Origin of the sequence: Streptomyces sp. NPDC048718 (assembly GCF_043198875.1) — a bacterium.
Classification (GTDB): domain Bacteria; phylum Actinomycetota; class Actinomycetes; order Streptomycetales; family Streptomycetaceae; genus Streptomyces.
Genome location: NZ_JBICVG010000009.1, coordinates 121,029 through 137,114 on the forward strand (window position 1 = coordinate 121,029; position 16,086 = coordinate 137,114).

Below are 16,086 nucleotides of genomic sequence, written 5' to 3' on the forward strand. Positions count from 1 at the left end.
CGGGATCTCGACGAATGCGGGACGGTGAGTGCGGTTCGCCGGAGATTCCGGTGAACGGCTCGTCCACGACAGGCGGTTGCGCGATGACCACGGACTCCTGCTTCCCTCACACCGGTACCTCGGTGCCCGCGCCCCTCGGGGTGCCGCCCTTCGATCCGCTGCGGGTACGCGGCACGCGGCTCCGGCTGAACCGGGCGCTACGGCGCCGGCGCCGGGCTTCCGCCACGGTACTGGCGGTGACCGCGGCCGCCCTCGCCGCCACCGGCGCGACCGGCGCCGAGGGCCTGGCCCCGCGGTCCACTCCCCCACCCGTGCGCGAGCGGCACCGGACGGTCCCGGTGCCGCTGGTGTCCGCCCCGGTGCGGATCGCCGACGCCGAGACCGTCCGGCTGCTGCGGCCGGGCGACCGGGTGGACGTGATCGCCGCGCCCGCCGGGCCGATGGGAGGCGAGGGCGAGGCCCGGGTCGTGGCCTCGGGCGCCCGGGTGACCGAAGTGCCGCGGGCGGGTGGGGCCCGTCCGGACGGCGGGGCGCTGATCGTCCTCTCCGTTCCACGGACGACGGCGGCCGCGCTCGCCGGGGCGGGCATCACCTCTTCATTGGCGGTGACACTGTGCTGACTCACGCCGGCCGCAGGCCGCACGATCGTCCCGTGTGCACGGACCGGACGCCGCCGCGCCGGTCGCGGTCCCACGGCTCCGCGTGCCGGTGGGCACATGACGCAAGGCCTCGTGCGGGCCGGGAGGAAGGAAAAGGTGCCGGGAGGCTGCCATGCCTTCCTGACGTGCGGGAACGTGAGCGACCTGGTCGCGCGCCCCGGTCACGCGTACCGGCCCCGGCGGTGATGGCGGCGACTGGAGTGGCCCCGATGGGGACACAGGGACGCACCCCACCTCGTGACCGGCGGCTCGCGTCGGCGTCAGAGGTGGTGCGGCGGCTTCTCGTCGAGGAAGCGCGCGAGGTCGGCGGCGCCTGCGTCGCCGGCCGGAGGCCGCTCGCCCCACCCGCGGTCCGTATCGTCCGCGGACTGCTGGTCCAGCGGATCGTCGAAGATCAGTTTCGGCTTCGGCCGCGATGCGGGAGCGGAGCCGGTCCGATTCTCTGCTCGCGGACCGTGTGCGGGGGCGGTGCTCATGTACTCAGGGTACGCCGGACCGCCCGGCCCGCCCCGGCCCGATCCGGATGCTTCCGGTCACCGGTCCTTGGGGTCGAGCAGCCACAGGCCGAGGACCATGAGGAACGACAGAACGAGGAAACCGGCCCCCCACCAGGCCGTACCGGTGTTTCCGATCATCCATTCGTCGACAAGGATCGTCAGGCCCCACAGCTGTCCGACGACCACGGTGAGGGCGAGGGTCAGGCGGGCGGAGAGCTTCGCGGAACGCTCGGGTTCCTGCTCGAATCCGGCGCCGGGGCCCGGGCCGGTGTGCCGGATCCTCGGGTCTCCGTATCCGCTGGTGGGCCGGATCTGGGGGTAGCGCTCGCGGACCGGCCGGTTCAGCCGGGGCTGGGCGCTGCCGGGGGTGTACGCGGGGCTCGGCGCGATGTCGCCCGGGGATACACGCGGCGGCTCGGGGACAGGTTCGGGGGCACCCGGGTCCTTGGGGAAGGGGGTGTCGGTCACGTCCGCTCGCTCCTCTCGGTTCGGGCGGCACCCGGACAGAAGCGGAAGGCGTTGTCCTGCTCGCGGCACAGACCCTCCTCGACGCTCTCGCCGGACCGCGCGGTGCCGATGGCCCACACGCTGCCGTCGGCCTGTTCGAGCAGGACGACCTTCGGCAGTGGTCGCGGCGGCGGGCCGGCGGCGACTTCCCCCGTACGGGCGTCGAAGATCCCCTCGTGGCAGGGACAGTACAGCTCGCCCTCGCTGCCCCGGTCCTCGCGCCACAGGACCGCGCACGCCAGGTGGGTGCAGACGGCGGAATAGCCCTTGAGGGTGCCGTCGGTCATCCGGAAGGCGATGGCCCGGTCCTCGTCGCCGGGGTAGCGGAAGGCGAGGGATTCACCGGGCAGGAGACGGTCGGTCACCTTCTTGGGTTCGGGTCGGGTCTCACTGTCGCCGTGCCGGTGGAGGACGCCGGAGGCGACGGCGATCCCGCCGACGGCCAGGCCGCCGGAGACGGTGGCGACGATGCGCAGGTAGTCGCGGCGGGTGGAGAGGGAGTCGGCGGAGATCCGGTCGCGCAGGGCCTGCCGGGCCGTGTCGGTTCGCTCCGTACCGGTGCCGGATCCCGGGCCGGGGTCGGCGGGCGGCTGTTCGGTGGCGCTCATCGGACATCCACTCCGTTGACTTCGACGATGGGCAGACCTCCGGGCACGGGCCACTGGACCTTGTCGGCGGGGACGACCATCGCCACTCCGGTGGAGACGGTCGAGGCTCCGAAGGTGAAGGAGTCGGCGACCTGCACACCGGGTCGTTCGGAGCGGAGTTCGTCGAGGGTCCCGTAGAAGAGGGCGCCAGTGGGGCAGACGGTGGCACACATGGGGGCGAGACCGTGGGCGGTGCGGTCGTAGCAGAGGTTGCACTTCATCTGGAGCTTCGCCTGGAGGTCGATCTTCGGGACCCCGAAGGGGCAGGCGTTGACGCAGTTGGCGCAGCCGATGCAGCGGGTGGTGTCGGCCTGCTGCACCACGCCGTCGGCGGTCACCAGGATCGCGTCGGCGGGACAGACCTCGGCACAGGGGGCGACCGGGTCCTCGCAGTGCATACAGACGGTGGGAAGGGAGGCGACGGAGCGCCCTTCGTCGGTGTAGTCGAGATGGATCATCGACTTGCCGCGGTGGGAGTCGCATTCGCGGCAGGCGGAGACACAGGCCTGACAGCCGATGCAGCGGCCCGGGTCGATGAAGATCGTGCGGCCCATCATGTGCGGCGTCAGCTCCTCTCCGAGGTGCCACGGCCCTGGGAGGACGTGGGCGGCAGGGGGTCGTCGCGGGAGACCTGGGCCTCGGGGTAGGCGACCTGGCCGGGGCCGGTGGGCGGTTCGGGGACAAAATCGACCCGCTCGGCGGCTTCGATGCGGGCGGCGCAGACCTTGTACTCGGGGATCTTGGAGCGGGGGTCGAGGGCGTCGATGGTCAGCGCGTTGGCGGAGGTGGGCACGGGCCAGTGGTAGGGGATGAAGACGGTATCGGGCCGGATCGCCTCGGTGACCAGGGCGGGGAAGACCTCGCTGCCCCGGCGGGTGACGACGCGGACCGGGTCGCCGTTGCGGAAGCCGTGGGCGGGGTGGACCTCGACCCAGGGGCGGGGGGTCTGTTCGACGAGGGCGCCCAGGCGGCGGGTCTGGTTGCCGGAGAGGTAGTGGGCGACGGTGCGTCCGGTGGTGAGGGAGAGGGGGTACTCCTCGCTGTACGGGTCCATGGGCGGGTGCCATTCGACGACCTGCATATGGATCTTGCCGTCGGGGTGGTAGGAGCGGCCGTCCTCGAAGAGGCGGGGTGTGCCGGGGTGGTCGAGGGACGGGCAGGGCCAGACCATGCCGCCGGTCTCCTCCAGGCGTTCGTAGGTGATGCCGAAGTAGTCGTTGACCGTGCCGGCGGAGGCGGTGCGCAGCTCGTCGAAGAGGGTGCGGGAGTCGGGGAAGTCGAACTTGTCGCCGGAGCCGAGCCGTCTGGCCAGCTCGCACATGACCCAGGTGTCGGTGCGGACTCCGGCGGGGGGTTCCTGGGCCTTGTTGTGCTTGACGACCCGGGCTTCGGCGTTGGCCATGACGCCGTCGTCCTCGGCCCAGACGGTGACGGGGAAGACGACGTGCGCGTTGGCGGCGGTCTCGGAGAGGAAGAAGTCGAATTGAGCGTGGAACTCGAGGGTGTCGTATCCGTCCTTCACGGTGGCGTAGTGAGGGAGGGACACGAAGGGGTTGTTGCAGATGCCGATGAGGCCGCGGATCTCCTGGCGCTGCATCTGCCACACCATTTCCATCATGGAGGTGCCGGCGGGCGGGAGTTCGGATTCCTCGATGCCCCAGATCTCGCAGATCTGGCGGCGGTGTTCGGGGTTGGTGATGGAGCGGCCGCCGGGCAGCAGGTCGGCCTTCTGGCCGTGCTCGCGCCCGCCCTGGCCGTTGCCCTGGCCGGTGAGGGTGCCGTAGCCGGCGCCGGGGCGGCCGATGTTCCCGGTGGCGACGCACAGGTTGATGATCGACAGGCAGTTCTCGACGCCCTGGGAGTGGTGTTCGACGCCTCGGGCGTGCCAGGCCATGGCGCGGTCGACGCTCCCGAAGGCGCGGGCGACCTGGACGATCTGTTCTTCGGGGACACCGCAGATCTCGGCGGCGCGAGAGGGCGGGTACGCGGCGACGGTCCGCTTCACCTCCTCCCAGCCGGTGGTGTGGGCGGCCAGGTACGCCTCATCGGTGAGGCCCTCGGCGACGATGACGTGCAGGACGGAGTTGAAGAAGGCGGAGTCGGTGCCGGGCTTGAGCGCCACATGGATGTCGGCGGTGCGGGCGACGGCCGTCTCGCGGGGGTCGACGATGATCAGCGTCGCGCCGCGGTCCCGGGCTCCCCACACGTACTGGGTCATCACGGGGAAGCACTCGCCGACGTTGGAGCCGGCGATGAGCAGGCACTCGGTGCGGAGCATGTCGGAGAACGGGTTGCCGGCCCGGTCGATGCCGAAGGCGAGTTTGTTGGCTCCGGCGGCGGAGACCATGCACAGCCGGCCGTTGTAGTCGACGTGCCGGGTCTTGAGGGCGACCCGGCCGAACTTGCCGACCAGGTAGGTCTTCTCGGAGAAGAGGCTGGCCCCGCCGAGCAGCCCGAAGGCGTCGTTGCCGTGCGCGGACTGGATGCGGCGGATCTCGGAGACGGTGAAGTCGAGCGCCTCGTCCCAGCCGACCTCACGGAAGGGCTGGTCGCGGCTTGGCCGCAGCAGCGGGGAGGTGAGCCGGTCGGGGTGGTTGACCTGCTGGTAGGCGTTGATGCCCTTGGGGCAGAGGCGCATCCGGTTGATGTCGTGGTTGCGCGGTTCGACGCCGAAGACCTTCCCGCCGCTGTCGACGCGGAGATACATGCCGCACTGCACGCCGCAGAAGCAGCAGTGGGTGGGGACGAGGGTCTCGCCGTTCTGGTCGGCATGCCAGCGGTCGGCGGGGATGCCGCCGGCCTCGCGGAAGTCCCGGGTGCCGGGTGGCGCGACGGACGGGCCGAGAGGGGGCGGGGAGTTCACTTGTAGCCCTCCTTGACGTGGGAGAGGTAGGCGCCGCCCCGCAGGACGCGCTTGCAGCGGGGGCAGTACTCGGCCCATTCGTCGAAGTCGAGCCGCAGGTCACGCATGGTGCCTCGGAGGTTCTCGACGTAGGGGGCGGTGTCGATGGGTTCGCCGCAGCGGCGGCAGGAGAGGAGCCCGGCGCCGGTCTCGTCGGCGATGAGCGTGCCGTCCTTGGTGTGGGCGGTGTACTTGAACAGCTGCATGCCCACGGCCGCCGGGCGCTGGACAATGTGGAAGAACTTCCCGAAGGGGATGTAGATGAGGGTGAAAACCACCGCCACCATGTGCAGGATCGCCAGGACCTGGTAGCCGCCGCCGTGCAGGAAGATCGCGGAGAAGGTGAGCAGCAGTCCGGTGACGGCGATGACGATGAGAGCGATGAGGGGGACCATGTCGTACGCGAAGCGCTGGCCGGTGATGGCGCCGCGGTCCTTCATACGGCGCCACAGGAAGTAGCAGGCGCCGGGGATGACGAGGACGGCGGCGATGTCCAGGCCGTGGAACATGAGCCAGCCGACGACGCTCAGCGAGTCGAAGCCGATGATCTTGAAGCCCCAGATCCGCATCTCGTAGCCGGGCCCCGCTCCGGTGGACGAGGTGAAGGTGAACCAGCCCCAGGTCAGCGGGAAGGTGATCAGGGCGGCCAGGACGCAGCCCCAGAAGATCAGCTGGTGGGCGGCCCAGCGGGCGTGGGAGCGGGCACCGAGGAACTTCTGGAAGCCGAGGTAGGTGGCGATCATCCTGGGCAGCGCGGTGGGCGCCTTGCGGAAGTTCCGGGCCGAGAAGAGGGCGCGCCAGCCCTGGGTGAACAGCCGCCGGGCGCCCGGGGCAAAGACCCAGACGGTGTAGCGGTAGGCCACCCCGAAGGCGAGGAAGACGGTGGCGACCGCGTACGGAAGGAGGGCGGAGTCGAAGTCGCTGAGCAGCCGGCTGCCGAAGACGATCGCGAGGATCAGCAGGACGGCGACGGCGGCTCCGGCGAGGACGGCCCGGCGGCGCACGTGCACGGGGGTCCGCGGTGGCCGGTCCCCGTGGGCGGGCGGGGATTCGGCCGGGGTGGGCGGGGGGTCCGAGGGGGCCTGCTGTGGCTCGGTCACACAGCCACACTAGGGCGATAGATCACTCTTTCGCCCGTTTTGAGGTGCGGGCGAGTGAGCGGAGGTGCTCAGACGGCGTAGAGCCCGTGTGACTGGAAGACGGCACGCGCGGTGCTCAGTTGCGCCGGAGTCGGCGACGGAATGTTACGGAGGGGAAAAGGTCTGGCGAGTGCTCGCCATTTCGCCTCACCGAGCTTGTGAAAGGGCAGAATGTCCACACGGGAGACATTTCCGAGGGCGCTCGCGAAGGCGGCGATTCCCTCGAGGTTGGCGGCGGCGTCGGTCAGTCCGGGTACGAGGACGAAGCGGACGTGGATCTCCTTGCCGAGACCGGCGAGACGGCGTGCGAAGTCCAGGGTCGGCTGGACCGGCCGGCCGGTGATCTTCTTGTACGTGTCCGGGTCCCAGGACTTGATGTCGAGAAGCACCAGGTCGGTGTCGCGCAGCAGGGCGTCGGTGGCACGGGCGCCGAGGAAGCCCGAGGTGTCGAGGGCGGTGTGCAGTCCGAGTTCGTGCTTCAGCCGGTGCAGAAGTTCGCCGGTGAAGACGGGCTGGAGCAGGGGTTCGCCGCCCGAGACGGTGGCCCCGCCGCCGGAGGCCGCGATGAAGCGGGTGTACTTGCCCGCTTCGGCGATCACGTCGTCGGCGGAGGTGCGGGTGCCGTCGCGCATCCGCCAGGTGTCGGGGTTGTGGCAGTACAGGCAGGTCAGTGGACAGCCGGAGAGAAAGGTGACGAAGCGGGTGCCGGGACCGTCGACGCCTGTGGACAGGTCCCAGGAATGGAGGAATCCCGAGGAGGTCCGGTGGGTCGCGGCGGCGGCCGGGGTCGCCGGCGTCGCTGGGAGGGGTGGCAGGTCCGAGCCGGTCAGTGCGGTCATGGCAGGGCCTCCTGTCCAGAGAGGAGCGAAGAGACGTGAAGGACGAGGACGTGCGGGATGTGACGGGGAGGTCCGCGCGGCTCCGGGGGCAGGGTGAGGGGCGGGACATACGGGCCTCGGAGTCGCACGGGCGGGCTGGGGGCCGGCCGGTGTGAGGGCCGGCCCGGGCACCTTGGGGTGCCAGGCCGGCCGTGCCGTCCGGGCCGGATCAGGGAGCGGGGTCCTGGTGCTCCGGGTCCCAGGCGGCGAAGGGGGACCGGCACGCGGCCGGGGCGGCCGGTGACGAGACCGGCGGCCGGGGGCCGTGGCGCCGGGAGCCCGGTGTGATCGGCATGGTGTCGTCCGGGATCACAGGGAGCCGTGGAAGGTGCGGTTCAGGACGTCGAGCTGCTGCTCGCGGGTGAGCCGGACGAAGTTCACCGCGTATCCGGAGACCCGGATGGTGAGCTGCGGATACTTCTCCGGGTGTTCCATGGCGTCCGTCAGCACCTCGCGGTCGAGGACGTTGACGTTCATATGGAAGCCGTCGGCCGCCGTGTAGCCGTCGAGGATGCCGACGAGGTTGGCGATCCGTTCCTCGGGTGTGCGGCCGAGGCCGTCCGGGGTGACGGTGCTGGTCAGCGAGATGCCGTCCTCGGCGTGCTCGTAGGGAAGCTTGGCGACGGACAGGGCCGAGGCGACCCAGCCGTGGGTGTCGCGGCCGTTCATCGGGTTGGCGCCCGGGGAGAACGGCTCGCCGGCGCGGCGCCCGTCGGGGGTGTTCCCCGTCTTCTTGCCGTAGACGACATTGGAGGTGATGGTCAGGACGGATTGGGTGTGTTCGGCGTTCCGGTAGGCCGGGTGCTTGCGGATCTTCCGCATGAACTCCTCGACCAGCCGGACCGCGATCTCGTCGGCGCGTTCGTCGTTGTTGCCGTATGCCGGGTAGTCGCCCTGGATGTCGTAGTCGGTGACCAGGCCGGTCTCGTCGCGCAAGGCGGTGACCCGGGCGTACTTGATGGCGGACAGGGAGTCGACGGCCACCGAGAGGCCGGCGATCCCGCAGGCCATGGTGCGGCGTACGTCGCGGTCGTGGAGCGCCATCTCGAGCCGCTCGTAGGCGTACTTGTCGTGCATGTAGTGGATGACGTTGAGCGCGTGGACGTACACGCCGGCCAGCCACTCCATCTGCGCGTCGAACTTGCGCAGCACCTCTTCGTGGTCGAGCACGTCGGAGGTGACGGCGCCGGTGTCGGGGCCGACCTGGAGGCCGGACCGTTCGTCGCGGCCGCCGTTGATCGCGTAGAGGAGGGACTTGGCGAGGTTCACCCGGGCGCCGAAGAACTGCATCTGCTTGCCGACGGGCATCGCGGAGACGCAGCAGGCGATGGCGGTGTCGTCGCCGAAGCGGGGCCGCATCAGCTCGTCCGACTCGTACTGCACGGAGGAGGTGTCGATGGAGACCCGGGCGCAGAACTCCTTGAAGCCCCGGGGAAGTCGGGGCGACCAGAAGACGGTCATGTTCGGCTCGGGGGCCGGGCCGAGGTTGTACAGGGTCTGCAGATAGCGGAAGGAGGTCCGGGTGACCAGAGGACGGCCGTCCTGGCCGAGGCCGGCGAGGGACTCGGTGACCCAGGTCGGGTCGCCGGAGAAGAGCTCGTCGTACTCGGGGGTGCGCAGGAAGCGGACGATACGCAGTCTGATGATGAAGTCGTCGACGAGTTCCTGGGCCTGCTCCTCGGTGAGGCGGCCGGCGTCGAGATCACGCTGGAGATAGACATCGAGGAAGGTGGAGGTGCGGCCCAGGGACATCGCGGCGCCGTTCTGCTCCTTCACGGCGGCGAGGTAGGCGAAGTAGAGCCACTGGATGGCTTCGCGGCCGGTCGTGGCGGGGCCGGAGATGTCGTGGCCGTACGCGGCGGCCATGGTCTTCAGCTCGCCGAGGGCGCGGATCTGTTCGGCCAGTTCCTCGCGCAGCCGGAGAGTCTCCTCCAGTGAACGGCCGTCGGCGGGAGGGGAGTCGAGTTCCGCCTTCTCCTCGCACTTCACCTCGATGAGGCGGTCGACGCCGTAGAGCGCGACGCGGCGGTAGTCGCCGATGATGCGGCCTCGGCCGTAGGCATCGGGGAGTCCGGTGACGATGCCCGCTTTGCGGGCGGCGCGGATCTCGGGGGTGTAGGCGTCGAAGACGCCGGCGTTGTGGGTCTTGCGGTACTCGGTGAAGACCTTCTCCAGTTGTTCGGAGACCGGGTAGCCGTAGGTCCGCAGGGCGCCGGCGACCAGGCGCCAGCCGCCGTTCGGCATGATCGCGCGCTTGAGCGGGGCGTCCGTCTGGAGGCCGACGATCAGTTCCTTGTCGCGATCGATGTATCCGGGAGCGTGGGCGGTGATGGTGGAAGGGATGTCGTACGCGATGTCGAAGACGCCCTTGGCCCGTTCTTCCGGGAACTTGTCCGTGATCGTCTTCCAGACGGCGGTGGTCCGCTCGGTGGGCCCGGCGAGGAAGGAGGAATCGCCTTCGTAGGGGGTGTAGTTCTGCTGGATGAAGTCGCGTATGTCGATGGCGTCCCGCCACAGACCGCCCTTGAAGCCTTTCCAGGCCCGCTCGTTCACCGTCATCGCCGCAGGGGTCGCAGTCACTGCCCGCACCGCCTTCTCGCTCTCGATCGCCGTCGCGTCGTCGTGTCGCCCGCCGCCCGGTCGGTGCCCGAGAGCGCCGGCGGGCAATGGCCGGTGCCCGCACGAGTGCGGTGCGCACGGGTGCGGGCACTGGTGCGAGGACGTTCGCTCCGGCTCGTTGCCTGGGTCCATTGCACTCCGTTCGATCGATCGGAGAAGGTCGGCAATGGTCACCAGTGGATGGCCGTTGGTCCTGTCCCGGGCCTGCGCGAAGGCCCCGCTCGGGTGGGGCCGTTCGCGGACCTTCGCCAGGTCGTACGGCAGGACGGCCCGGGACGCGGTGCGCGGACCGCTCCGGGGACGGGCCGGCCGGCCCTGGCGGGCGTGGGGAGCGGTGTCGCTGTCGGCGCGTGCCGCGCGCGCCTCTCACGGCGGGTTCGCGCGGGCCCCCTCGCCCCGCCCGGAGCGGAGGCGGGGCGACGGCGGCGCGAGAGCGGGACCGGAGCGGGCGAGAGCAGGGCGAAGTCAGGGTGCCGACGGGGTGCGGGTGCCGGGCTCGGGTACGTAAGGGCCCCCGGGGAAAGGGACTTGTGGCCCTGCGGGGAGGGCCTAGCGGCGGGGGCGGCGGCCGGTGGGGCGGGCGTAACGTGAAACGTGGCACGGGGGGCCGTGGCGCCGTACGACACCGGCGTCACGGCCCCAGGCCACAGCCCCGGCGAGGGAGGGGAGTCGCACTCCTCGACCGTGGGATTCCAAGGCCCGTGCGGCAGGTACCGGCAGTCAGATGCCACATCTCTCAGGCACTCGGCCGGCCGGGTCGGATGGGTTTGGTTTGGACAGGGCCGGATCGGACTGGGCCAGGCCAGGCCAGGCCAGGCCAGGGAGTCGGTGGACGGGACCCGAGACCGTGAAACGCCGATCCCACAGGTGAGGGGCCCGGGCGGCTCTGATGTTCCATAGGGGAATGACGTTTCCGCCCTTGCTTCCCCTCACCGCCCGGCCTCGCGACGAGGCACACCGGGTCTCCACTCCGCTGGAGCTGATCTTCGACCTCTGTTTCGTGGTCGCCGTCGCGCAGGCCGGGGTCGAACTCGTCCACGCGGTCGCCGAGGGGCACGCCGGGTCCGGGATCGGCAATTACGTGATGATCTTCTGGGGCATCTGGTGGGCCTGGATGAACTTCACCTGGTTCGCCTCCGCGTACGACAACGACGATGTCGTCTACCGCCTCGTCACCCTCGTCCAGATCGCCGGTGTCCTCGTCTTCGCCGCCGGAGTGCCGAGCGCCTTCGAGTCGCACGACTTCCTCGTCGTCTACATCGGCTATGTGATCATGCGGCTAGCTCTCGCCTCCCAGTGGCTGCGGGCCGCGCGTCATGCCGTCGATCCCGCCGAACGGAGGCTGTGCCGCCGTTACGTGACCGGTGTCCTCGCCTGTCAGGTCGGCTGGACGGGGCTCGTACTGGCCCCGGTCGGCGCGCGGCCATGGGTGTTCCTGGTGATGGCGCTCGCCGAGATGGCCGTACCGGTGTACGCGGAGAAGGATCTGCCCAGCCAGTGGCATCCGCACCACATCGCCGAGCGCTACGGCCTGTTCACGATCATCGTGCTCGGCGAGACGATCGCGGCGGCGACCGTCGCCGTGAAGTCGGGCGTACGGGAGCACGACGCCCTCGGCGAGGTCCTGCCGATCGCCGTCGGCGGGCTACTGCTGGTCTTCGCCGCCTGGTGGATCTACTTCGTCGTCCCCGCCCATGACCGGCTCACCTCCAGTCGGCAGGGATTCCTGTGGGGGTACGGCCACTTCCTGATCTTCGCCTCCGCAGCCGCCATCGGCGCGGGCATCGAGGTCACGGTCGAGCAGGCCGTCGGCGGGACGCGTCTGTCGGCCCTCGCCGCGGCCGCCGCGGTGACGATCCCGTCGGCTCTTTTCCTCCTCTGCGTATGGCTCCTGCACGCCCGCTACTTCAAGAAGGGCTTCGCCGAGCAGGCCGTTCTGCCGGCCGCCGCGTGCGCGATCCTGCTGTGTACGTTCGCCGGGCGCTGGGCCGTGCTCGCCGCGGGGCTCGTCGCCGCGGCGGCCGTCGCGCTGGGCGTCTGGCTGACCGCGTCCGGGGCCTCGTCCGGGTCCGCCGCCGGCTCCGTTTCCCGTACCCCCTCCTGAGGGGCGGGGCGTCGGCGAGAACGCCGCGCATGATGTTCCGACCGCTGGGTCCGCTCACCGTTTCGGGGTCCCCCGTCGCCGGCGGGCGGGCGGGCGTTCACGGTGGGGGCCGATCTGGCGGCGTACGACGGGGTGACGGCGCTCGTGGAGGGCGTACGGTCCGGGTTCGCCGCCCACGCCGGGCGTGCGGCGGACGGCGCCCCGCTCTTTCTCGTGCAGCAGCTCCTGCCGGCGCTGCGGGACGGGGGGAAGCACCGTCGACATCGGCTCGGGTGTCACCCGGATCGCGCTCGCCGACGAGCCGGCGTACGCCATGACGAAGGGTGTGAGGGAGACCTTCACCCGCACGCTCGCGAACGTCGTCGGCGGCCGGCGGATCACCGTCGACACGGTCGTGCCGGGACCCACGGAGACCGCCGGGCTCACGGCACGGCCGGCCGCGTCGCCGGAACCGGAGCGGATGCCGCTCGCCGGGCAGGCGCTGCCGTGGGTGGGGCAGCTGGAGGGCATCGCCGACCCGGGGGCGTTCCTGGCCTCGCCGGACGGGCGCTGGATCACCGGTACCGTGATCCAGCGCCTCGGGCGGTACATATCTGGGGCCCAAGTTCTGACATCTCCGTACGCGAATGGCATGACCGGGCATCCGCACGATGACGGACTCGAAGGTGGACCAAAAATCGGTCCCGGGAGTAGCCGGCGAGCGGACCCGGGAGTGGCCCCGGAGTGAACCGGCGGACGCGGCCGGCCTTCGGGTCGGCCAGGCGCGCGGGGCGCGACACGGAGCCGGACGCGGGGTAGGGGTCGGGCACGGAGGCGGGGCCGGAATCGGCGCACGGGGAGGGCCACCGCGCACCCCGGCGCGAGGCGGGGGCCCGCGCACAGGCGCAGAAGGTCGCAGGGACGGCGCACGACGGCATCACACGCGCCGTGCGCGCCCTCCCGACCCCCTCCACGGAGGGGCGCGGCTTCACCCACACGGCCCGACACACCTGAACTGCCCGTGATACGGCGGCAGTCGGCGCACTGCGAGGGTCTCGCGGCGGGCGCGCACAGGGCCGTTCGCGCTCTTCTCCGCGCCCCGCCCGCCCTCGCCACCAGGGAGTGGGCGCGAGCGGTGCCCCGCACCGCGTATCGCGAGCTGGGCGGTGATGCGGCGGCCGGTTCCCGGGCCGGGGCCGGATCGCGCGAGACGGCGGAACGATGGGTTCCGTCCGGGCGACACGCCGTCGACACGCGCGGCACGCTGTCCGGCGACTAGCCGCGGAAGCCGACTGGGGGTATACCAAGGGAAGTTGAAGAAGACGCACGGGGGGCGCGGGAACTCATCGTGTGCCCCCCTCGTTTTTCCGAACGCCGGACACGATGTCAGCCCCAAGGGCTACGTTGAGCAAGCACCAAGTGACATGCGGCGACGGCCTGGAGACCCTCTTGAACGATCCGAAGGATCCTTCCCCCGATCCGTACGAGACGACCGAGACCCAGCTTGAGCGACTCCTCGGCCGGGCGCTCAACTCCTTCGATCTGCCCGACTCCGTGATCGAGCGCCTGGAGACGGCCCTGGCCCACTCCAGCGCGCTGTACTCCTCGCACCACAGCGCGACGCTGCACCGCACGACGTACCGCCACACCTACCTGCTCCCCGACGGCTCGGCGCTCGGACTGTGGGAGCTGGTGCACAACTGCGGCCGGGACGGCGCCGAGCAGCACGAGCTGTACACGGAGGAGGCCGAGGTGCGGCTCGCCGCGTCCCGGCTTCCGGACGGCCCGTCGCCGCACTGGTCGGTGGAGCACTCCGACGGCGCGCCGGCGGACGAGGACGACGATCTCGAGTCGCTGAACTCGCTGTTCACCCACCCGATACAGGCTCAGCCGCGCATGTACGTGCCGGACAACTCCGACGACCACGCCCGCCGGGTGCTGCGTCGCGCGGAGAACGCGGACCGGCCGGGCGAGGCGACCGCGCGCCGGCTGCGGCTCGCGTTCGCGCACCACATCACCCAGGCTCTCGGGCGCCAGTGTCCCGTGGAGGGCGGCCGGGACGCCGGCTTCACCCTCTACGAGCACCAGTTCCTGCTGCTCGACGGCAGCGAGGTCAGCCTGTGGGAGGTCGAGCACACGGCGACCCCCGACGGCCGGCACATGTGCGAGGTGTACGAGAGCGAGCGCGCCGCCCGCGAGGCCATGGAGTCCCGCGCCCGGGTCCGCTGACACCCCGCACTCCGGCTCGTCCCGCCCCCGCCCCACGTGGCGCGGGGGCGGGGCGGGCCGGAGTGGGCGTCCGGGGCGCAGGGTGCCCGCGGTGCAGGGGGTGCCCGGGGCACGTGGGGCGCATGGGGCGCACAAGAGGCCCGGGAACGAGTGAGGGGCGGCGCGCCCTTGATGGCAACACCGTCCCTCGACTTCCCCTGGGCCTCTCAGCCGTTCCCGGCCAGGACGCCGGACCCGCTCCCGCTCAGGAGACCAGCACCGGCGCCTTCGGCTCCTCGGCGCTCGCCGCACCCGGCTCCGTGCCCGGCTCCGCACCCGGCTCGTCCTCGCCGCCCTCCAGGTGCTGCTGCGGCTTGGCCGGCAGCGCGAACATCACCAGGAAGATGGCGGCGAGCACCGCCACCGTCCAGCCCAGCGAGTTCCGAAACGCCCCGACGAACGCGTCGCCCGTCTCCGCCGGCACCGCCGCCAGCCGCTTCTCGTCGATCGACCCGAAGAACACCACCGACACCAGACCGAGGCCGAGCGCGTTGCCCATCTGCCCGGTGGTGTTGATCAGGCCGGAGGCCGAACCGGCGTGCTCGCGCGGCACCCCCGACAGCACCGCGTCCGTCAGCGGAGCCACGATCAGGCCCATGCCGAGACCCATCACCACCAGCGGCGGGATCATCTGCCAGGGCTGGATGCCGGTGCCGTAGCGGCCCGCCTCGAACAGGTAGAGCAGGATGCCCGCCGCCATGGTCAGCGCACCCGTCTGCAGCACCTTGCGGCCGAAGCGCGGCACCAGCTGCTGCACCGACAGACCCGCCGCCGTGGACACGGCCACCGAGAACGGCACCCCGGTCAGGCCCGCCTTCAGCGGGCTCCAGCCCAGACCGATCTGCATGTAGAGGGTCCACACCAGGAAGAAGATGCCCATCACGACACCGAACGTCAGCTGCACCGCGATGCCCGCCGCGAACGACGGGACCCGGAACAGCGACAGCTCGACGAGCGGCGAGCCGTCCTTGCGCGCCTTGTACTTCTCGTACGCGACCAGCACACCGAACACGACCAGGCTGCCCGCCATCATCAGATGACCCCACAGCGGCCAGCCCAGCTCGCGGCCGCGGGTCAGCGGGTAGATCAGCATCAGCAGCGCGCCCGTCACCAGGACCACGCCCACCAGGTCCAGGCGGAGCGCCTTCGGGGCCTTGGACTCGGCGATGAAACGGCGGCCCAGGATCAGGGCCGCGACGCCGACCGGCAGGTTGATGAGGAAGATCGGACGCCACTCCAGGCCCGCGATGTTCCACTGGGTCAGCAGCGCGCCGAGCAGCGGACCGGACACCGCGCCCAGGCCGATGATCGCGCCGAACAGGCCGAAGACCTTGCCGCGCTCGTGCGCCGGGAACGTGACGTGCACGATCGACAGCACCTGCGGCACCATCATCGCCGCTGCCGCGCCCTGGAGCAGGCGCGAGCCGACCAGCATCTCCTGGTTCGCGGCGACACCGCACAGCGCGGACGCCAGGGTGAAGCCGGCGGTGCCGGCGAGGAAGAGCCGCTTGCGGCCGTAGATATCGCCGAGTCGGCCGCCGGTGATCAGGCCCGCGGCGAACGCGAGCGCGTAACCGGCGGTGATCCACTGAATCGCGCCGAAGGTCGCGCCCAGGTCGCGCTCGATGCTCGGGATCGCGATGTTGACGATCGTGGCGTCGACCAGGTCCATGAACGCGGCCGTCATGACGATCGCGAGGGCTATCCAGCGGCGGCGATCGGCGGGATCGACCGGATCGGCAGGATCGGCAGGGCCAACGGAGCCGGCCAGGTCGACGGGAGCGGTGGCAGAAGCGGTGGCAGGTGCGGGAGCGCCGCCAGGGGCGGTGGCGGTGGTCGCGGGGTCCGGCGCCTGAACGGCGGCGTGTGAACTCATACGAAGAAACC

The 16,086-nt window shown here is 71.1% G+C and carries 13 protein-coding genes; 4 read left to right on the top strand and 9 right to left on the bottom strand.

Annotated features, from left to right (window positions below; genetic code table 11):
- Positions 1–83: 83 nt before the first annotated feature.
- Positions 84–620, top strand: a complete 537-nt coding sequence (locus ACGFRB_RS18895; protein WP_393244303.1) for a hypothetical protein — start codon at positions 84–86, stop codon at positions 618–620.
- Positions 621–919: 299 nt separating this feature from the next.
- Here ACGFRB_RS18895 and ACGFRB_RS18900 read toward each other — a convergent pair whose 3' ends face one another.
- From ACGFRB_RS18900 to pflB, 8 genes are all read right to left on the bottom strand, one after another.
- Positions 920–1,135 carry a hypothetical protein gene (locus tag ACGFRB_RS18900; protein ID WP_361229693.1) on the bottom strand — a complete coding sequence of 72 codons (216 nt, stop codon included), beginning with the start codon at positions 1,133–1,135 and terminating at the stop codon, positions 920–922.
- Positions 1,136–1,192: 57 nt separating this feature from the next.
- A complete protein-coding gene (locus ACGFRB_RS18905) occupies positions 1,193–1,624 on the bottom strand; it encodes a hypothetical protein (protein WP_393244305.1) in 432 nt (143 codons plus the stop codon).
- Positions 1,621–2,271 carry a Rieske (2Fe-2S) protein gene (locus ACGFRB_RS18910; RefSeq protein WP_393244307.1) on the bottom strand — a complete coding sequence of 217 codons (651 nt, stop codon included), beginning with the start codon at positions 2,269–2,271 and terminating at the stop codon, positions 1,621–1,623. Before ACGFRB_RS18910 ends, ACGFRB_RS18905 begins: the two co-directional genes overlap by 4 nt.
- Positions 2,268–2,867, bottom strand: a complete 600-nt coding sequence (locus tag ACGFRB_RS18915; protein WP_361229698.1) for a 4Fe-4S dicluster domain-containing protein — start codon at positions 2,865–2,867, stop codon at positions 2,268–2,270. Before ACGFRB_RS18915 ends, ACGFRB_RS18910 begins: the two co-directional genes overlap by 4 nt.
- Positions 2,868–2,875: 8 nt before the next feature.
- Positions 2,876–5,173, bottom strand: a complete 2,298-nt coding sequence (locus ACGFRB_RS18920) for a molybdopterin oxidoreductase family protein (protein WP_393244309.1) — start codon at positions 5,171–5,173, stop codon at positions 2,876–2,878.
- Positions 5,170–6,312: an MFS transporter gene (locus tag ACGFRB_RS18925; protein ID WP_393244311.1), complete on the bottom strand. Its 1,143-nt coding sequence runs from the start codon at positions 6,310–6,312 to the stop codon at positions 5,170–5,172. The genes ACGFRB_RS18920 and ACGFRB_RS18925 overlap by 4 nt, the downstream gene beginning before the upstream one ends.
- Before the next feature lie 68 nt (positions 6,313–6,380).
- Positions 6,381–7,190: a pyruvate formate-lyase-activating protein gene (pflA, locus tag ACGFRB_RS18930; protein ID WP_393244313.1), complete on the bottom strand. Its 810-nt coding sequence runs from the start codon at positions 7,188–7,190 to the stop codon at positions 6,381–6,383.
- Positions 7,191–7,538: 348 nt separating this feature from the next.
- Positions 7,539–9,788: a formate C-acetyltransferase gene (gene pflB / locus ACGFRB_RS18935; RefSeq protein ID WP_393244621.1), complete on the bottom strand. Its 2,250-nt coding sequence runs from the start codon at positions 9,786–9,788 to the stop codon at positions 7,539–7,541.
- A 964-nt stretch (positions 9,789–10,752) separates the two neighbouring features.
- On the opposite strand from pflB, the gene ACGFRB_RS18940 reads away from it, so the two are divergent.
- The 3 genes from ACGFRB_RS18940 to ACGFRB_RS18950 all read left to right on the top strand — a co-directional run bounded on the left by ACGFRB_RS18940 (position 10,753) and on the right by ACGFRB_RS18950 (position 14,160).
- Entirely contained in the window at positions 10,753–11,952 is a 1,200-nt protein-coding gene (locus tag ACGFRB_RS18940) for a low temperature requirement protein A (protein WP_393244315.1), read from the top strand.
- Positions 11,953–12,136: 184 nt separating this feature from the next.
- A complete protein-coding gene (locus ACGFRB_RS18945) occupies positions 12,137–12,679 on the top strand; it encodes an SDR family oxidoreductase (protein ID WP_393244317.1) in 543 nt (180 codons plus the stop codon).
- A gap of 701 nt (positions 12,680–13,380) precedes the next feature.
- Complete coding sequence (locus ACGFRB_RS18950; RefSeq protein ID WP_393244318.1) at positions 13,381–14,160, top strand: DUF6227 family protein; 780 nt, start codon at positions 13,381–13,383, stop codon at positions 14,158–14,160.
- A gap of 244 nt (positions 14,161–14,404) precedes the next feature.
- Here the strand turns inward: ACGFRB_RS18950 and ACGFRB_RS18955 are convergent, their stop codons facing one another.
- Positions 14,405–16,075: an MFS transporter gene (locus tag ACGFRB_RS18955; RefSeq protein WP_393244320.1), complete on the bottom strand. Its 1,671-nt coding sequence runs from the start codon at positions 16,073–16,075 to the stop codon at positions 14,405–14,407.
- Between the last annotated feature and the right edge of the window lie 11 nt (positions 16,076–16,086).